The sequence below is a fragment of the Aquabacterium sp. A08 genome, assembly GCF_011742065.1.
Genome location: NZ_JAAQQT010000608.1, coordinates 1 through 15,744, shown reverse-complemented (window position 1 = coordinate 15,744; position 15,744 = coordinate 1). Strand labels below are relative to the sequence as shown.

At 68.9% G+C, this 15,744-nt stretch carries 14 protein-coding genes and 1 pseudogene; 10 read left to right on the top strand and 5 right to left on the bottom strand.

Annotated features, from left to right (window positions below; all coding sequences use genetic code 11):
* Positions 1 to 13 precede the first annotated feature (13 nt).
* Entirely contained in the window at positions 14 to 1,255 is a 1,242-nt protein-coding gene (gene mnmA / locus HA630_RS09700) for a tRNA 2-thiouridine(34) synthase MnmA (protein ID WP_166834367.1), read from the bottom strand.
* Positions 1,256 to 1,382: 127 nt separating this feature from the next.
* Here mnmA and HA630_RS09695 point away from each other — a divergent pair, with 127 nt between their 5' ends.
* The 6 genes and pseudogenes from HA630_RS09695 (at position 1,383) to HA630_RS09670 (ending at position 8,453) form a co-directional block, all read left to right on the top strand.
* The gene (locus tag HA630_RS09695) at positions 1,383 to 2,264 is read left to right on the top strand and encodes a helix-turn-helix domain-containing protein (protein ID WP_166834365.1); all 882 of its coding nucleotides are present in this window, start codon (positions 1,383 to 1,385) and stop codon (positions 2,262 to 2,264) included.
* A gap of 246 nt (positions 2,265 to 2,510) precedes the next feature.
* Positions 2,511 to 4,163 (top strand): NAD(P)/FAD-dependent oxidoreductase, encoded by a 1,653-nt coding sequence (locus HA630_RS09690; protein WP_166834363.1) that lies wholly within the window; start codon positions 2,511 to 2,513, stop codon positions 4,161 to 4,163.
* A 142-nt stretch (positions 4,164 to 4,305) separates the two neighbouring features.
* The gene (locus tag HA630_RS09685; RefSeq protein ID WP_166834361.1) at positions 4,306 to 5,364 is read left to right on the top strand and encodes an alpha/beta fold hydrolase; all 1,059 of its coding nucleotides are present in this window, start codon (positions 4,306 to 4,308) and stop codon (positions 5,362 to 5,364) included.
* Between the two features lie 108 nt (positions 5,365 to 5,472).
* The gene (locus HA630_RS09680) at positions 5,473 to 6,636 is read left to right on the top strand and encodes an NAD(P) transhydrogenase subunit alpha (RefSeq protein ID WP_166834359.1); all 1,164 of its coding nucleotides are present in this window, start codon (positions 5,473 to 5,475) and stop codon (positions 6,634 to 6,636) included.
* A 57-nt stretch (positions 6,637 to 6,693) separates the two neighbouring features.
* Positions 6,694 to 7,020, top strand: a complete 327-nt coding sequence (locus HA630_RS09675; RefSeq protein WP_166834358.1) for an NAD(P) transhydrogenase subunit alpha — start codon at positions 6,694 to 6,696, stop codon at positions 7,018 to 7,020.
* A pseudogene (locus tag HA630_RS09670) lies at positions 7,017 to 8,453 on the top strand (NAD(P)(+) transhydrogenase (Re/Si-specific) subunit beta). Before HA630_RS09675 ends, HA630_RS09670 begins: the two are co-directional and overlap by 4 nt.
* 5 nt (positions 8,454 to 8,458) lie before the next feature.
* Here the strand turns inward: HA630_RS09670 and HA630_RS09665 are convergent.
* Genes HA630_RS09665 through HA630_RS09650 form a run of 4 tightly spaced genes read right to left on the bottom strand, consistent with a single transcriptional unit; the run spans position 8,459 to position 12,368 of the window.
* Positions 8,459 to 9,457 carry an LLM class flavin-dependent oxidoreductase gene (locus tag HA630_RS09665; RefSeq protein ID WP_166834356.1) on the bottom strand — a complete coding sequence of 333 codons (999 nt, stop codon included), beginning with the start codon at positions 9,455 to 9,457 and terminating at the stop codon, positions 8,459 to 8,461.
* 49 nt (positions 9,458 to 9,506) lie between these two features.
* A complete protein-coding gene (locus HA630_RS09660; protein WP_166834354.1) occupies positions 9,507 to 10,577 on the bottom strand; it encodes a J domain-containing protein in 1,071 nt (356 codons plus the stop codon).
* Positions 10,574 to 11,854 (bottom strand): glutamate-5-semialdehyde dehydrogenase, encoded by a 1,281-nt coding sequence (locus HA630_RS09655; RefSeq protein WP_166834353.1) that lies wholly within the window; start codon positions 11,852 to 11,854, stop codon positions 10,574 to 10,576. Before HA630_RS09655 ends, HA630_RS09660 begins: the two co-directional genes overlap by 4 nt.
* A gap of 40 nt (positions 11,855 to 11,894) precedes the next feature.
* Positions 11,895 to 12,368 carry a MarR family winged helix-turn-helix transcriptional regulator gene (locus HA630_RS09650; RefSeq protein WP_166834408.1) on the bottom strand — a complete coding sequence of 158 codons (474 nt, stop codon included), beginning with the start codon at positions 12,366 to 12,368 and terminating at the stop codon, positions 11,895 to 11,897.
* 111 nt (positions 12,369 to 12,479) lie between these two features.
* Here HA630_RS09650 and HA630_RS09645 point away from each other — a divergent pair, with 111 nt between their 5' ends.
* The 4 genes from HA630_RS09645 to HA630_RS09630 form a co-directional block, all read left to right on the top strand.
* Complete coding sequence (locus HA630_RS09645; protein WP_166834351.1) at positions 12,480 to 13,688, top strand: 3-hydroxybenzoate 6-monooxygenase; 1,209 nt, start codon at positions 12,480 to 12,482, stop codon at positions 13,686 to 13,688.
* Between the two features lie 13 nt (positions 13,689 to 13,701).
* Positions 13,702 to 14,745, top strand: a complete 1,044-nt coding sequence (locus HA630_RS09640) for a cupin domain-containing protein (protein WP_166834349.1) — start codon at positions 13,702 to 13,704, stop codon at positions 14,743 to 14,745.
* 23 nt (positions 14,746 to 14,768) lie between these two features.
* Positions 14,769 to 15,470, top strand: coding sequence for a fumarylacetoacetate hydrolase family protein (locus HA630_RS09635; RefSeq protein ID WP_166834347.1), 702 nt, complete (start codon positions 14,769 to 14,771; stop codon positions 15,468 to 15,470).
* Between the two features lie 8 nt (positions 15,471 to 15,478).
* The coding region (locus tag HA630_RS09630) for a glutathione S-transferase N-terminal domain-containing protein (protein ID WP_208300051.1) at positions 15,479 to 15,744 on the top strand (266 nt) is incomplete at its 3' end.

Genomic DNA, 15,744 nt, shown 5'->3' with positions numbered 1-15,744 from the left:
CGCGACGCAGGGTTCAGGCCGGTTTGCGGCCCGCGCCCACCGCGCGCCGGGGCCGGCGGGCCGGGGGTCGGGCCGGCGCCAGCGCCGGCAAAGGCCGCTCGGTGGCCGTGGCCGCCTGGATCACGCCGCCACCCAAACACACCTCGCCGTCGTACAGCACCGCGCTCTGGCCCGGCGTCACCGCCCACTGCGGCTCGGCAAAGCGCAACGCGAACGTGCCGTCGGCCCCCGCGCTGGCCACGCAGGCCGCGTCGGCCTGGCGGTAGCGGGTCTTGGCGCCGTAAGCGCCCGGCGCGGGCGGCACGCCGGCCACCCAGCTCGCGTCCAGCGCCGACAGTTCGGGCGACAGCAGCCAGGGGTGGTCGTGGCCCTGCACCACCCACAGGGTGTGGTTCGCCACGTCCTTGCGCGCCACGAACCACGGCGCGTGTTCGCCCGTGCCCTTGGCGTCGCCCGCGGTTTTCAGGCCGCCGATGCCCAGGCCCTGGCGCTGGCCCAGGGTGTAAAAACTCAGGCCCACGTGGCGGCCGATCTCGCGGCCCCGGTCGTCGCGGATCGGGCCCGGTTCCTTCTGGATGTAGCGGTTGAGGAAGTCGCGGAACGGCCGCTCACCGATGAAGCAGATGCCGGTGCTGTCCTTCTTCTTGGCGTTGGGCAGGCCGATCTCGGCGGCGATGCGACGCACCTCGGTCTTGGGCAATTCGCCCACCGGGAACAGCGTCTTGGCCAGCTGCGCCTGGTTCAGGCGGTGCAGAAAATAGCTCTGGTCCTTCAGCGGGTCCAGGCCCTTGAGCAGCTCAAAGCGGCCGTCGGCGGCGCTGCTGGTGGCCGCGTCGCGCACCTGGCCGTCGTGGCCGATGCAGCGCACCCGGGCGTAGTGGCCGGTGGCGATCTTCTCGGCCCCCAGGCGCATGGCGTGGTCCAGAAAGGCCTTGAACTTGATCTCGGCGTTGCACAGGATGTCGGGGTTGGGCGTGCGCCCGGCCTGGTACTCGCGCAGGAACTCGGCAAACACGCGGTCCTTGTACTCGGCGGCGAAGTTGACGTGCTCGATGTCGATGCCGATCACATCGGCCACGCTGGCCGCGTCCAGCCAGTCCTGGCGGCTGGAACAGTATTCGCTGTCGTCGTCATCTTCCCAGTTCTTCATGAAGATGCCGATGACCTCGTAACCCTGCTGCTTGAGCAGGTGGGCACTCACGGCGGAATCCACGCCGCCGGACAGGCCGACGACGACACGGGGTTTGGTAGACATGCCGCGATTATCCCCGCCCGGCCCGGCGAGCGGGCGCCCCCAGGCGACCGGCGTGCGTTACACCAAAGACCGCCCCCGCGTTATCCCTCATGCGACAAGTGCCGGGATTTGTTGAAATAGCGGCCCCATGCCAGCCCTCATCACGCCCCGCGACCTGCCCACCTGGGTGCCCGGGCGGGTCACGTCCGCCAGCGACGGCCTGGGCTGGAAAGACGTGGCCCACCGCGCCTACCGCTACACCGGCCTGGACGTGCCGATTCCGGCGATGGACCACTTCATGGTGGTGCGCTACCGCGCCGGCCAGACGCCGATGCAGCGCTGCTTCGACGGGCGCTGGACCAAAACGCGCTGCACCCCTGGGGACTTTTCGCTGCTGACCCGCTCGGAACAATCGCACTGGTACTGGACCGAGTGCATCGACGTCACGCACACCTACCTGTCGGAAGCGTTGATGTCGCGCGTGGCGGCCGACGTGATGGGCCGGACCGTGGCCGAGGTCCGGTTGCATGACCTGCTGCGCGAACAAGACCCGGTGGTGACCGGCATCGTCGACGGCATCGCCGGCGAGGCCCAGCAACAGGGCCTGGGCGGGGCGATGTACGCCGAGGCCCTGGCGCTGCAACTGTCGGTCCACCTGCTGCGCAAGTACGCCTCGGTCACCTACCGCGACGCGGGACCGGTGGGGCCGCTGTCGCCCAGCCGCCTGCGGCGGCTGGAGGAGTTCGTGGAAACCCACCTGCACGAGGCCATCAGCATCGAACAGATGGCCCACGTGGCGGGGCTGGGGGTGTGGACCTTCACCCGGCACTTCCGCGCCACGGTGGGCCGGGCACCGCACGAATTCGTGCTGGACCGGCGGGTGGATCGGGCCCAGCGCCTGCTGGCGCAAGGCTCGCTGGCCATCAAGGAAGTGGCCGCCGCCTGCGGCTTCGCCGACCAGGCGCACCTGACACGGGTGTGCCGCGCCCGGCTGGGCACCACGCCCGCCCGCCTCAAAAAAGCCTCCTGAGCCGCCCCCATTGAACCGGGGCGCTGCACCGCGGCATCGCGCCGCCGCGGTGCAGCCTGGCCGTGCGCCGCCCGCTGGCGGCTGCACGGAAATGTTCAAAAACCCGCCAAGAACCGACAAGACCGCCACAGGGGGTGACTCCTAAATTAGTGCCACGGCCACCCCACAGCACCCGCACACCGCGGGCGGGGTGGACCGGACCGCCTGGCTCACCCCAGGTCCACCGTGAACACACAAGGAGACGACATGAACACCACCGCCCTGGCCCCGTCCGTGGCCCCCCCCGCCAGCACCCCCGCCACTCAGTACGACGCCGTCGTCATCGGCGCCGGCGTGGCCGGCCTGTACCAGCTGCACCGCCTGCGCGAGATGGGCATGACCGTGCGCGCCTACGACGCCGCCTCGGGCGTGGGCGGCACGTGGTACTGGAACCGCTACCCCGGCGCCCGCTTCGATTCGCAGGCCGAGATCTACCAGTACTGGTTCTCAGAAGAGCTCTACAAATCCTGGCAGCCTTCGGAGCGCTTTCCGGCACAGCCCGAAACCGAACGCTGGCTCAATTACGTCGCCGACAAGCTGGACCTGAAGAAAGACATCCAGTTCAACACCCGCATCGCCTCGGCCCACTACGACGAGGCGCAGAACCGCTGGAACATCACCACCAGCCAGGGCGAACACATCCAGGCGCAGTTCCTGATTGCCTGCTGCGGCATGCTGTCGACCCCGCTGTCCGACCGCTTCCCCGGCCAGGCCAACTTCAAGGGCCAGATTTACCACACCGGCCTCTGGCCCAAGACCCCGGTGGACTTCAAGGGCAAGCGCGTGGCCGTGATCGGCACCGGCGCCACCGGCATCCAGGTGATCCAGACCATCGCGCCCGAGGTCGGCTCGCTCAAGATCTTCGTGCGCACGCCGCAGTACGTGATCCCGATGCAGAACCCCAAATACAGCGCCGAGGACTGGGCCCGGTGGGGGGCGCAGTTCCACCAGCTCAAGAAGCGGGTGCGCGAAACCTTCGCCGGCTTTGACTACGACTTCGACGCCGGCCCCTGGGCCGACAAGACCCCTGAAGAACGCACCGCCGTGCTGGAAAAACTGTGGGCCGACGGCTCGCTGGCGCTGTGGCTGGCGTCCTTCCCCGAAATGTTCTTCGACGAAGCGGTGAGCGAAGAGGTGTCGGAATTCGTGCGCGTCAAGATGCGCGAACGCCTCAAGCACAACCCGGACCTGTGCAAGCTGCTGATCCCGACCGACTACGGCTTTGGCACCCACCGCGTGCCCCTGGAAAACAAATACCTGGAGGTGTACCTGCAGCCCAATGTGGAAACGGTGGACTGCAAGCAGACCCCGATCGAGCGCATCGTGCCCGAAGGCATCCAGACCGCCGACGGCCAGGTGCACGAGGTCGACATCATCGTGATGGCCGTGGGCTTTGACGCCGGCTCCGGCGCGCTCAGCCGCATCGACATCCGGGGCCGCGACGGCCGCTCGCTCAAAGACCAGTGGTCGCAGGAAATCCGCACCGCCATGGGCCTGCAGGTGCACGGCTACCCCAACCTGTTCACCACCGGCGCGCCCCTGGCGCCGTCGGCCGCGCTGTGCAACATGACCACCTGCCTGCAGCAGCAGGTGGACTGGATCAGCGACTGCATCGCCCACGCCCGTCAACAGGGCAAGACAGTGGTGGAGGCCACCAAAGCCTTCGAAGACGCCTGGGTGCAGCACCACGATGAAACCGCCGCCAAGACGCTGGTGGTCAAGACCGACTCCTGGTACATGGGCTCCAACGTGGACGGCAAGCCGCGCCGCCTGCTGTCCTACATCGGCGGGGTGGGCAACTACCACGCCAAGTGCGACGAGCTGGCCCGCACCGGCTACCCCGGCTTCGACATGCGTTGAAACGGGGGCACGACACCATGAGCAGACTCACCGGACAAGTGGCCGTCGTCACCGGCGGCGGCTACACCGCGCGTTGACGCCACGCCGGGGTGGCCCGGCCGGGCCGCCCTTTTCCCTACACAGAAGCACGCTGGAGACAAGCATGAACGCCTACTATTCTCAAGACAACCACGGCCCGTTCCGGCTGATCGACATCGGCCGCCTGGAACTGGCCGAAGGCGGGGTGCTGGAGCCCTGCACGCTGGCCGTGGCCACGCACGGCCAGCTCAACGCGGCCAGAGACAACGCCATCCTGGTGCCCACCTGGTACTCGGGCACCAGCAAGATCATGGAGCAGGTCTACATCGGCCCCGGCCGGGCGCTGGACCCCAGCCTGTACTTCATCGTCGTCGTCAACCAGATCGGCAACGGCCTGTCGGTGTCGCCGCACAACAGCACCGGCGTGCAGGCGGGCCCAGGCTTTCCGAAAGTGCGCATCGGCGACGACGTGCGCGCCCAGCACCGCCTGCTGACCGAACACTTCGGCATCCGGCGCCTGGCCCTGGTCACCGGCGGCTCCATGGGCGCCCAGCAGACCTACGAATGGGCCGTGCGCTACCCGGACATGGTGGAACGCGCCGCGCCCATCGCTGGCACCGCCTGCAACACCGAGCACGACTTCCTGTTCACCGAAACGCTGGTCGAGGCCATCACCACCGACCCGGGTTTCCGCGACGGCCTCTACGCCACCCCGGCCGATGTGGCGGCGGGTTTGAAGCGCCACGCCAAGCTCTGGACGGTGATGGGCTGGAGCACCGAGTTCTTCCGGGGCGGGCGCCACCGGGTGCTGGGCTTCGAGTCGATGCAGGCCTTCGTTGACGGCTTCATGACCGGCTACTTCGGCCCGATGGACCCGAACAACCTGCTGTGCATGGCCTGGAAATGGCAACGCGGCGACGTCAGCCTGCACACCGGCGGCGACAAGGCCGCCGCGCTGGGACGCATCCGCGCCAAGACCTACGTCATGCCGATCGCGTCGGACATGTTTTTCCCGCCATCCGATTGCCAGGCCGAGCAGCAGCTGATCCCGAACAGCGAGTTCCGCCCCATCGCCAGCATCGACGGCCACCTGGCCCTGTTCGGCACCGACGCCGACGCGATCGCGCAAGTGGATGCGCATTTGAAACAGTTGCTGGCAGAACCAGCCCCCGACCTCGTTTGAGGCTGCCGCCGCCATGCCAGGCGGTGTTAGGGTCGGCGCCCTTCGGGGTTGCCGTTGCAAGCGCACCGGCGGGGCCGGTGCGCTCTTTTTGTGACCACGGAGACAGAGATGCGCATAGGGGTACCCGCGGAGCGGGCAGAGGGGGAGAGCCGGGTGGCGGTGACGCCGGAGACGGCCAGGAAGCTGGTGGGGCAAGGGCACACGGTGTGCGTGCAGAGCGGCGCGGGACTGGCGGCAAGTGCCCCCGACGCGGCCTACGCCGCGGCCGGCGCCCAAACCGTGGACGCCGCCGGCGCGCTGGGCTGCGAGCTGGTGCTCAAAGTGCGCGCCCCGCTGCCTGACGAGCTCGCGCACATGCGCGCGGGGAGCACGCTCGTGGGCCTGCTCAACCCCTACGACGCCGACGGCCTGGCCGCCCTGGCCGCCGCCGGGCTGACCAGCTTCGCGCTGGAAGCCGCCCCGCGCACCACCCGCGCGCAGGGCCTGGACGTGCTGTCCTCGCAGGCCAACATCGCCGGCTACAAAGCCGTGCTGATGGCCGCCAACCAGTACGGCCGCCTCTTCCCCATGCTCATGACCGCGGCCGGCACCCTCAAGGCCGCGCGCGTCGTCGTCCTGGGGGTGGGCGTCGCCGGCCTGCAGGCCATTGCCACCGCCAAGCGCCTGGGCGCGGTCATCGAAGCGTCTGACGTGCGCCCTTCGGTGAAAGAGCAGGTCGAATCCCTGGGCGCCAAGTTCATCGACGTGCCCTACGAGACCGCCGAGGAGCATGCAGCCGCCGAAGGCGTGGGCGGCTACGCCCGCCCCATGCCGCCGAGCTGGCTGGAGCGCCAGCAGGTCGAAGTGGCCCAGCGCGTGGCACAGGCCGACATCGTGATATCCACCGCGCTCATTCCCGGGCGGGCCGCCCCGGTGCTGATCACCGAAGAGATGGTCAAAAGCATGAAACCCGGCTCGGTGATCGTGGACATTGCCGCGGGCAAGGGCCCCGTCGGCCCGCACGGTCAACCGGGCGGCAACTGCCCGCTGACCGAGGCCGGCCGCACCGTGCGCAAGCACGGCGTCTGCCTCATCGGCGAGACCAACCTCCCCGCCCTGGTGCCGGCCGACAGTTCCAGCCTGTACGCGCGCAACGTGCTCGACTTCCTCAAGCTCATCGTGCCGCCGGCGGCCCAGGGCGAGCCCCCGGCCAGCCTCCAGGTCGATCTGGGTGACGACATCGTCGCCGCCTGCCTCATGACCCAGGGCGGCAAGGTCCTGCGCCGAGGCTGAGGCTCCCTGCCCATCCGTCACCCGATCCTTTCACCCATGCTTCAGAGGAGCCTCCCCATGGAAGCCATCTCCCCGGTTGTCTTCAACCTCATCATCTTCGTGCTGGCGATCTACGTCGGCTACCACGTCGTCTGGAACGTCACGCCCGCGCTGCACACGCCGCTGATGGCCGTGACCAACGCCATTTCGGCCATCGTCATCGTCGGCGCCATGCTGGCCGCGGCCCTCACCGAAACCAGCCTGGGCAAGACCATGGGCGTGCTGGCCGTGGCGCTGGCCGCGGTCAACGTCTTCGGTGGCTTCCTCGTCACCCGGCGCATGCTGGAGATGTTCAAGAAAAAAGAGCGCAAAGCCCCTGCTGCCGCTCAAGGAGCCGCCCAATGAGCATGAACCTCGTCGTTCTGTTGTACCTGGTGGCCTCGGTCTGCTTCATCCAGGCACTCAAAGGCCTGAGCCACCCCACCACCTCCATCCGGGGCAACGTGTTCGGCATGACCGGCATGGCCATCGCCTCGCTCACCACCGTCGGGCTCATCGTCAGCCTGGCCCAGCAGATGCAGGTGGATGCAGTGCAAGGCTTGGCCTGGGTGCTGGCCGGCCTGGTGGTCGGTGGCGGCATGGGCGCCTACATGGCCCACCAGGTCGAGATGACCAAGATGCCCGAGCTGGTGGCTTTCATGCACAGCATGATCGGCCTGGCGGCGGTCTGCATCGCGGTCGCTGTGGTGGCCGAACCCTGGGCCTTCTCCATCGTCGCCAAGGGCGAGGCCATTCCGGGCGGCAACCGCATCGAGCTGGCGCTGGGCGCCTTCATCGGCGCCGTCACCTTCTCGGGCTCGGTCATCGCCTTCGGCAAACTGTCGGGCCAGTACAAGTTCCGCCTGTTCCAGGGTGCGCCCGTCACCTTCGCCGGCCAGCACCAGCTCAACCTGGTGCTGGGCCTGGCGGTGTTGTTCTTCTGCTTCGGCTTCTGGCATTCGCAGGGCTGGATGGACATCGTGATCGTGATCGCACTGGGCTTCATCCTGGGCGTGCTCATCATCATCCCGATTGGCGGCGCCGACATGCCGGTGGTGGTGTCCATGCTCAACAGCTACTCGGGCTGAGCGGCGGCCGGCATCGGCTTCAGCCTGAACAACGCCATGCTGATCATCGCCGGCTCGCTGGTGGGCAGCTCGGGGGCGATCCTGAGCTACATCATGTGCAAGGCCATGAACCGCTCGTTCTTCAACGTCATCCTGGGGGGCTTCGGCGGCGAAGCCGCCACGGCAGGTGGCGCCAAGGCGGAGCAGCGCCCGGTCAAGAGCGGCAGCGCCGATGACGCCGCTTTCGTGTTGGGCAACGCCGAAACGGTGGTGATCGTGCCCGGCTATGGCCTGGCGGTGGCACGCGCCCAGCACGCGGTCAAGGAACTGGCGCACAAGCTCACCGAGAAGGGCATCACCGTCAAGTACGCCATCCACCCGGTGGCTGGCCGCATGCCGGGCCACATGAACGTGCTGCTGGCCGAGGCCGAGGTACCCTACGACCAGGTGTTCGAGATGGAGGACATCAACGGCGAGTTCGGTCAGGCCGATGTGGCGATCATCCTGGGCGCCAACGATGTGGTCAACCCCGCCGCGCTGCAGAAGGGCTCGCCCATCTACGGCATGCCCATCCTGGAAGCCTACAAGGCCAAGACGGTGATCGTGAACAAGCGGTCCATGGCGGCCGGTTACGCCGGTTTGGACAACGAGCTGTTCTACATGGACAAGACCATGATGGTGTTTGGCGACGCCAAGAAAGTGGTCGAGGACATGACCAAGGCCATCGAGTGAGCCCCTCAGCGCATCTGCGCCGCGGCGATGTCCAGCGAGCGCAGGCGCAGGGCGGGGTCGTACACGTCGCTGACCAGGACGAACTCGTCGGCCCCGGTCAGGTCGGCCAGGCGCTGCAGGCCGGCGCGCACCGTCTCGGGCCCGCCCACCACGGCGGCGGCCAGGAAGTCGCCGATGACGCTGCGGGCCTGCCCGTCCACCTGCGCCCAGAAGTCGGGCACCGGCGGCTGCAGGCGGCGGCGGTCGCCGGTGAGGATGCCCAGCACCCGCTGGTAGGTGCTGCTGGCCAGGTACTCGGCTTCGGCGTCGGTGGGGGCGGCGATCAGCGGCACGCCGATGGCCACATGGGGCTGGGCCAGCGTGGCCGAGGGACGGAAGCGGGCGCGGTACAGGTCGATGGCCTGCAACAGCAGCCGCGGCGCGAAATGCGAGGCAAACGCGAACGGCAGGCCCCGTTCGGCGGCCAACTGCGCCGAAAACAGGCTGGAGCCCAGCAACCAGATCGGCACGTGGGTGCCGGCGCCGGGCATGGCGATGAGCCGCTGGCCGGGTTGCGGGTCGCCCAGCAGGCGCTGCAGTTCGGCCACGTCGCGGGGAAAGTCGTCCTCGGTTTCGGGCCGGTCGCGGCGCAGGGCGCGCATGGTGGGGCCGTCGGTGCCGGGCGCGCGGCCCAGGCCCAGGTCGATGCGGCCGGGGTAGAGCTCGGCCAGGGTGCCAAAGGCCTCGGCCACCACCAGCGGCGCGTGGTTGGGCAGCATCACCCCGCCGGAGCCGACGCGGATGCGCGAGGTGCCACCGGCGATGTGACCGACCAGCACCGCGGTGGCGGAACTGGCGATGCCGGCCATGTTGTGGTGTTCGGCCAGCCAGTAGCGGGTGAAACCCAGGTGTTCGGCGTGCTGGGCGGTACGCAGGGCGATGGCCAGGGCGTCGGCCACCGTGCCGCCTTCGCGCACGGCCACCAGGTCGAGCATGGACAGGGCGATGGTGTGGAGGGAACGCATGCGGGCATTGTGGCGCAGGGGGGCCACACCCCGGTCGCGTCGGGGACGTTCAGGCGCGGCGCTGGGCGTTCAGCCAGCGCTGGAGGCCGGCCACGTCCTGCAGTTGCGCCAGGTCGCGCTGCGCCTGGGCCAGGCGTTCGGCCCAAGCGCTGCCCAGCGCCTGGCGGTGCCGCGCCAGCGCGCCGTCGTCCCACGGGGTGCCGTCGGGCAGGCCAAGGCGGTGGCGCCAGTCCTGTTGTTCGTGCTGGCGCAGCCGTTCCAGCCGGGCGGTCTGCTCCTGCAGCAAACGGGTCAGGGCAGCGAGGCGTTCGGCCGGGGCGGCATCGCCCTGTAGCCGCAGCAGGGTCAGCAGGTCGCGCTGGGCGTAGGCGGCGTTGACCTCGCCCATCAGGTGGTGGCGGCGCTGGCGTTCGGCGTCGTCGGGCGCGCGGTCGGGGTGCAGGGCACTGGCCAATTGCCGGTAGAGCCGGCGCAGCACGGTGTCGGGGGTGTCGGTGTGCTCGGGGGTGCCGGCCCGGGGGGCCGTGGCCCCAGGGTCGAGCGCGGCGCGGCGGGCCTGCCGGGCCTGGCGACGCGCCTGGCGTTTGGCCTCGCGCTCGGCCCGCTCGCGCTGCCAGCGTTGCCGGGCGGCGTCCCACACGGCGTCGGGGTCGTCGGCCGGCGCGTGGGCGGCCCAGCCGTCGCCCAGCCAGTCGGCCACCTGGGCGTGCACCGCCGCGGCCTGGGCCTGGCGCCACTGGGCCAGGGTGAGCGGGCTGTGCCGGTCGTGCAGGGGCGCCAGGTCGGCCTGGCCTTGCGCGCACAGGGCACGCAGCCGCGCACACAGGGCCTCGCGCAGGGTGTGGCGTTGGGCGCTGCTCAGGCGCGGGTCGTCGGCCTCGCGCCAGTCGGCCAAGCGCAGGGCCAGGTCGCGCTGGACCTGCAGGTGCTGGCGTTGCAGGGGCAGCACCTCGGCCGCCCACAGGCGCTGGTGCGCCAGCCCCTGTTGTTGCTGGGCGTCGCGCTGGGCCTGCAGCCGCTGCACCCGCTGCAAGGCCCGCCGGTAGGCGGCCAGGGGGCCGTTCGCCGCGGGCGCGGCCGGGCTGGGCCGCAGGCCGCGCGTGGGAGGGCGCGGGCTCAACCGCGCACTTCGCCCTCGCCCAGCACCACGTACTTGAGCGAGGTCAGCCCCTCCACCCCCACCGGGCCGCGGGCGTGGAACTTGTCGGTGGAAATGCCGATTTCGGCGCCCAGCCCGTACTCAAAGCCGTCGGCAAAGCGGGTGCTGGCGTTGACCATCACGCTGCTGGAATCGACCTCGCGCAGAAATTTTTGCGCATGCACATGGTCGGTGGTCAGGATGGCCTCGGTGTGGCCACTGGAGTAGCGGTTGATGTGGGCAATGGCCTCGTCCACCCCGGCCACCACCTTCACGCTGATGATGGGGGCCAGGTATTCCTCGCTCCAGTCCTGCTCGGTGGCGTCTTTCAGGTGGGCGCCGGGCACGGCCGCCAGCAGGGCCTTGGATTCGGCGCAACAACGCATTTCCACGCCTTTTTGCGCGAAGATGGCGCCGATTTGCGGCAAGAAGGCCGCCGCCACGCCGCGCGCCACCAGCAGGCTTTCGGTCGCGTTGCAGGGGCTGTACTTCTGGGTTTTGGCGTTGTCGGTCACCTTCACCGCCAGGGCCAGGTCGCACGGGTCGTCCACGTAGGTGTGGCAGTTGCCGTCCAGGTGCTTGATCACGGGCACCTTGGCCTCGCGGCTGATGCGCTCGATCAGGCCCTTGCCGCCGCGCGGGATGATCACGTCCACATAAGCCGGCATGGCGATGAGCTGGCCCACGGCCTCGCGGTCGGTGGTGGGCACCAGCTGCACCGCGTCGGCCGGCAGGCCGGCCTGCACCAGCGCCTGCCGCACCAGCGCGGCCAGGGCGCGGTTGCTGTCGATGGCCTCGGACCCGCCGCGCAAGATGCAGGCGTTGCCGCTCTTGATGGACAAAGACGCCGCCTCGATGGTCACGTTGGGCCGGCTTTCGTAAATCATGCCGAACACGCCGATGGGCACCCGCATCTGCCCCACGCGGATGCCGCTGGGCTGCTGTTTCATGCCCATGACCTCGCCGATGATGTCGGGCATGGCCGCCAGCTGCTCGCAGCCCTCGGCGCAGGTCTCCAGCACCTTGGGGGTGAGCTTGAGCCGGTCCACCATGGGCTCGGCCAGGCCGGCGGCGCGGGCGCGCTCCAGGTCCTTGGCGTTTTCCACCTGCAGCTCGTCCACGTTGGCGCGCAGCAGGGCGGCCAGGCCGCGCAGGGCCTTCACCTTGGTGGCGGCGCCGGCCTTGGCCATCAGCGCCGAGGCGGCTTTGGCCTGTTGGCCCAGGGTGTGCATCAGTTCAACGGTGTTCAGGGCGTTCATGACCCGCATTTTCGCACCCCGGCGCCGGCCGTGCCGGGCGTCAGCGCCCGGTGTCGCTGGGCGCCCGGCTGAATTCGTTGTTTTCCGTCACCAGGCGGTTGAGCAAGGCCATGAAGGTGTCGCGCTCGGCGGCCGACAGCGGCGCCAGCGTCAGCGCCTGCGCGCGCAGCACGGCCGGGCGGGCCTGTTCGCACAGCGCGTGGCCGTCGGCGGTGAGCGACAGCAGGCGCACCCGCTTGTCTTCCGGCGACAGGCTGCGCTGCAGCAGGCCGCGCGCCTCCAGCCGGTCCACCACGCCGGCGGTGGTGGAGGTGTCCAGCGCGATCTGCCGCGCCAGCGTGCGCTGGTCAATGCCGGGCTGGTGCTGCACCGTTTGCAAAGCCCCGTACTGCACCGGGGTGAGGTTGAGGTCTTGCAGTTCCTGGTGGAAGATGCCGACAGAGATCTGGTGCAGGCGCCGGATGGCGTGGCCCGGCAGGCGGTCGATGCCGGGGTGGGACGGGGGCGTGGACATGGCCACCGAGTCTAGGGGAATGCCCAGGCTTGTCATGGTTTCATGTTATCACTATACTAATCATTCGTGTACTGATGATTTGTGTGCTTTCCACATCGAAGGAGACTCAGCATGACGCAATCCGTCCCGGCGCTGCCGGTTTTGGTGGCCGGTGGTGGCATCGGTGGCCTGGCCGCCGCCCTGGCCCTGGTGAACCAGGGCTTTCAGGTACAGGTGTTCGAGCAAGCGCCCGAAATCGGTGAAATCGGCGCCGGCATCCAGTTGGGGCCCAACGCCTTCCACGCGTTTGACGCGCTGGGCGTGGGCCCGCAAGCGCGCGCCCGCGCCGTGTACACCGACTTCATGGTGATGCACGACGCGGTGGACGAATCCCTGGTGGGCCGCATCGAGACCGGCGAGGCCTTCCGCCAGCGCTTCGGCAACCCCTACGCCGTGATCCACCGCGCCGACGTGCACCTGTCGCTGCTGGAAGGCGCGCAGGCCAGCGGCCAGGTGGAATTCCACACCAACACCCGCATCGTGCAGATCGAGCAGGACGAGGCCGCCGGCACCGTCACCGCCACCGACCAGCACGGCAAGCGCTGGACCGGCCAGGCCCTGATCGGCGCCGACGGCGTGAAGTCCGTGGTGCGCCAGCAGTACGTGAACGACCCGCACCGCGTCACCGGCCACGTGGTCTACCGCGCCGTGGTGGACAAGGCCGATTTCCCGAAAGACCTGCAGTGGAACGCCGCCAGCCTGTGGGCCGGCCCCAAGTGCCACCTGGTGCACTACCCGCTGCGCGGCGGCGAGCAGTACAACGTGGTGGTGACCTTCCACAGCCGCGAGCAGGAAGAATGGGGCGTGAAAGACGGCTCCAAGGAAGAGGTGGAAAGCTACTTCCAGGGCATCAGCCCCAAGGCACGCCAGCTCATCGAACTGCCCAAGAGCTGGAAGCGCTGGGCCACGGCCGACAAGGAGCCGATCGAGAACTGGGTGTTCGGCCGCGTGACGATCCTTGGCGACGCCGCCCACCCCACCACCCAGTACATGGCCCAGGGCGCCTGCATGGCCATGGAAGACGCGGTGACCCTGGGCGAAGCCCTGCGCGTGACGAACAAGGACTGGGCCGCCGCGCTGGAGCTGTACCGCAAGAACCGCGTGGCGCGCACCGGCCGCATCGTGCTGAGCAGCCGCGAGATGGGCCGCATCTACCACGCCACCGGGGTGGAACGCCTGATCCGCAACCAGATGTGGAAGAACCGCCCGCAAGAGCGCTTCTACGACGCGATGGAGTGGCTGTACAGCTGGAACGTGAGCAACTGCCTGCAACAGGGCTGAAACGGAGACGAACATGCAAGAACTTGGCCGATTGGAAGACCTGCCGCAGGACTACCGCGACGAGCTGAAGGCGCTGAACCTGGTGCCGCTGTGGCCCAGCCTGCGCGGCGTGCTGCCGCCGCACGTGCCCACGCGCCAGACCCGCGCCACCCACTGGCCCTACGCCAGCTTGAAGCCCCTGCTGCTCAAGGCCGGTGAGCTGACCCCGATCGAAAAGGCCGAGCGCCGTGTGCTGGTGCTGGCCAACCCCGGCCACGGCCTGGAGAAGATGCAGGCCAGCGCCGCCATGTACCTGGGCATGCAGCTGCTGCTGCCCGGCGAATGGGCGCCCAGCCACCGCCACACCCCCAACGCCGTGCGCATGATCGTCGAAGGCGAAGGCGCCTACACCACGGTGGACGGCGAAAAGTGCCCGATGGCCCGCGGCGACCTGATCCTGACCCCCACCGGCCTGTGGCACGAGCACGGCCACGACGGCACCGAGCCCGTGGTGTGGCTGGACGTGCTGGACCTGCCGCTGGTGTACTACATGGAGGCCAGCTACCACCTCAACGGCGAGCGCCAGCAGGTCAACCCGGGCCGCGGCGACCGCGCCTGGACCCGTGCCGGCGTGGTGCCCACGACCGTGTTCCAGCGCAGCGACAAGCGTTACCCCATGCTGCGCTACCCCTGGGCCGACACCCGCGCCGCCCTGCTGGCCCTGGCCGACGACCAGCCGGCGCAGGAATGCGTGCAGGTCACCTACATCAACCCCGAAACCGGGGAAGACGCCGAGAACATCCTGGGCTTTTACGCCCTGATGCTCAAACCCGGCCAGACGCTGCGCCTGCCCGCGCGTTCGCCGGCCCAGGTGTTCCACCAGATCGAAGGCGGCACGCAAGTGACCGTGGACGGCGCCGGCCAGACCTTCACCCTGGCCGAGGCCGACACCTGCTGCGCCCCGGGCTACACCGCCGTCACCCTGAAGAACCTGAGCGCCGACCAGCCGGCCTTCGTTTTTATGGCCGACGAGTCGCCGCTGCACCGCAAACTGGGCGTGTACGAAGTCCGCGCCTGACCCCCTTTTTTTCCGGAAACACCATGACGCAATACCTGTTCAACCCGCCCGCCGTCCAGTCCCTACCCATCCGTGGCAAGACCGAGCGTTTCCCCATCAACCGCATCTTCTGCGTCGGCCGCAATTACCACGCCCACGCGGTGGAAATGGGCCGTCCGGTCGATAAAAGCGTCGAAAACGCTTTTTACTTCACCAAATCGCCGCAAACCCTGGTGGAAAGCGGCGCGACCGTGGCCTACCCGCCGCGCACCAGCAACTACCACTACGAGATGGAACTGGTGCTGGCCATCGGCAAGCCCGGCTTCCGCGTGAGCGAAGAAAACGCCCACGAACTGGTGTACGGCTACGCCGCCGGCCTGGACATGACCCGCCGCGACCTGCAGTTGGTGGCGCGCGACAAGGGCCGCCCCTGGGACACCGGCAAGGACATCGAAGAAGGCTCGGTCTGCTCCGAAATCGTGCCGATGGAAGGCGTGGTGGTCGAGCAGGGCGCCATCGCCCTGGAAGTCAATGGCGTGACCAAGCAGTCGTCCAACGTGGACAAGCTGATCTGGAACATCCGCGAAATCATCGCCGACCTGTCCACCTACTACCACCTGCAGCCCGGCGACCTGATCTACACCGGCACCCCCGAAGGCGTGGGCCCCGTGGTGGCGGGCGACCAGATCACCGGCCGCGTGGAAGGCATTGCCGAGATCGCGCTGACCGTCGGCCCGGCCGAGTGAGTCCCGCGATGAAGCTCTACAACTTCTGGCGCAGCGGCACCTCGCACCGGCTGCGCATCGCGCTCAACCTCAAGGGGCTGAGCACCGAGTACGTGGCCGTGCACCTGGGCAAGGAAGCGCACCTGACCGACACCTTCAAGGCGCTGAACCCGCAGCAGCTGGTGCCGGCCCTGGACACCGGTGAGCAGGTGCTGATCCAGTCGCCCGCCATCATCGAATGGCTGGAAGAGCAGTACCCCACGCCCGCGCTGCTGCCGGCCGACGCCGGCGGCCG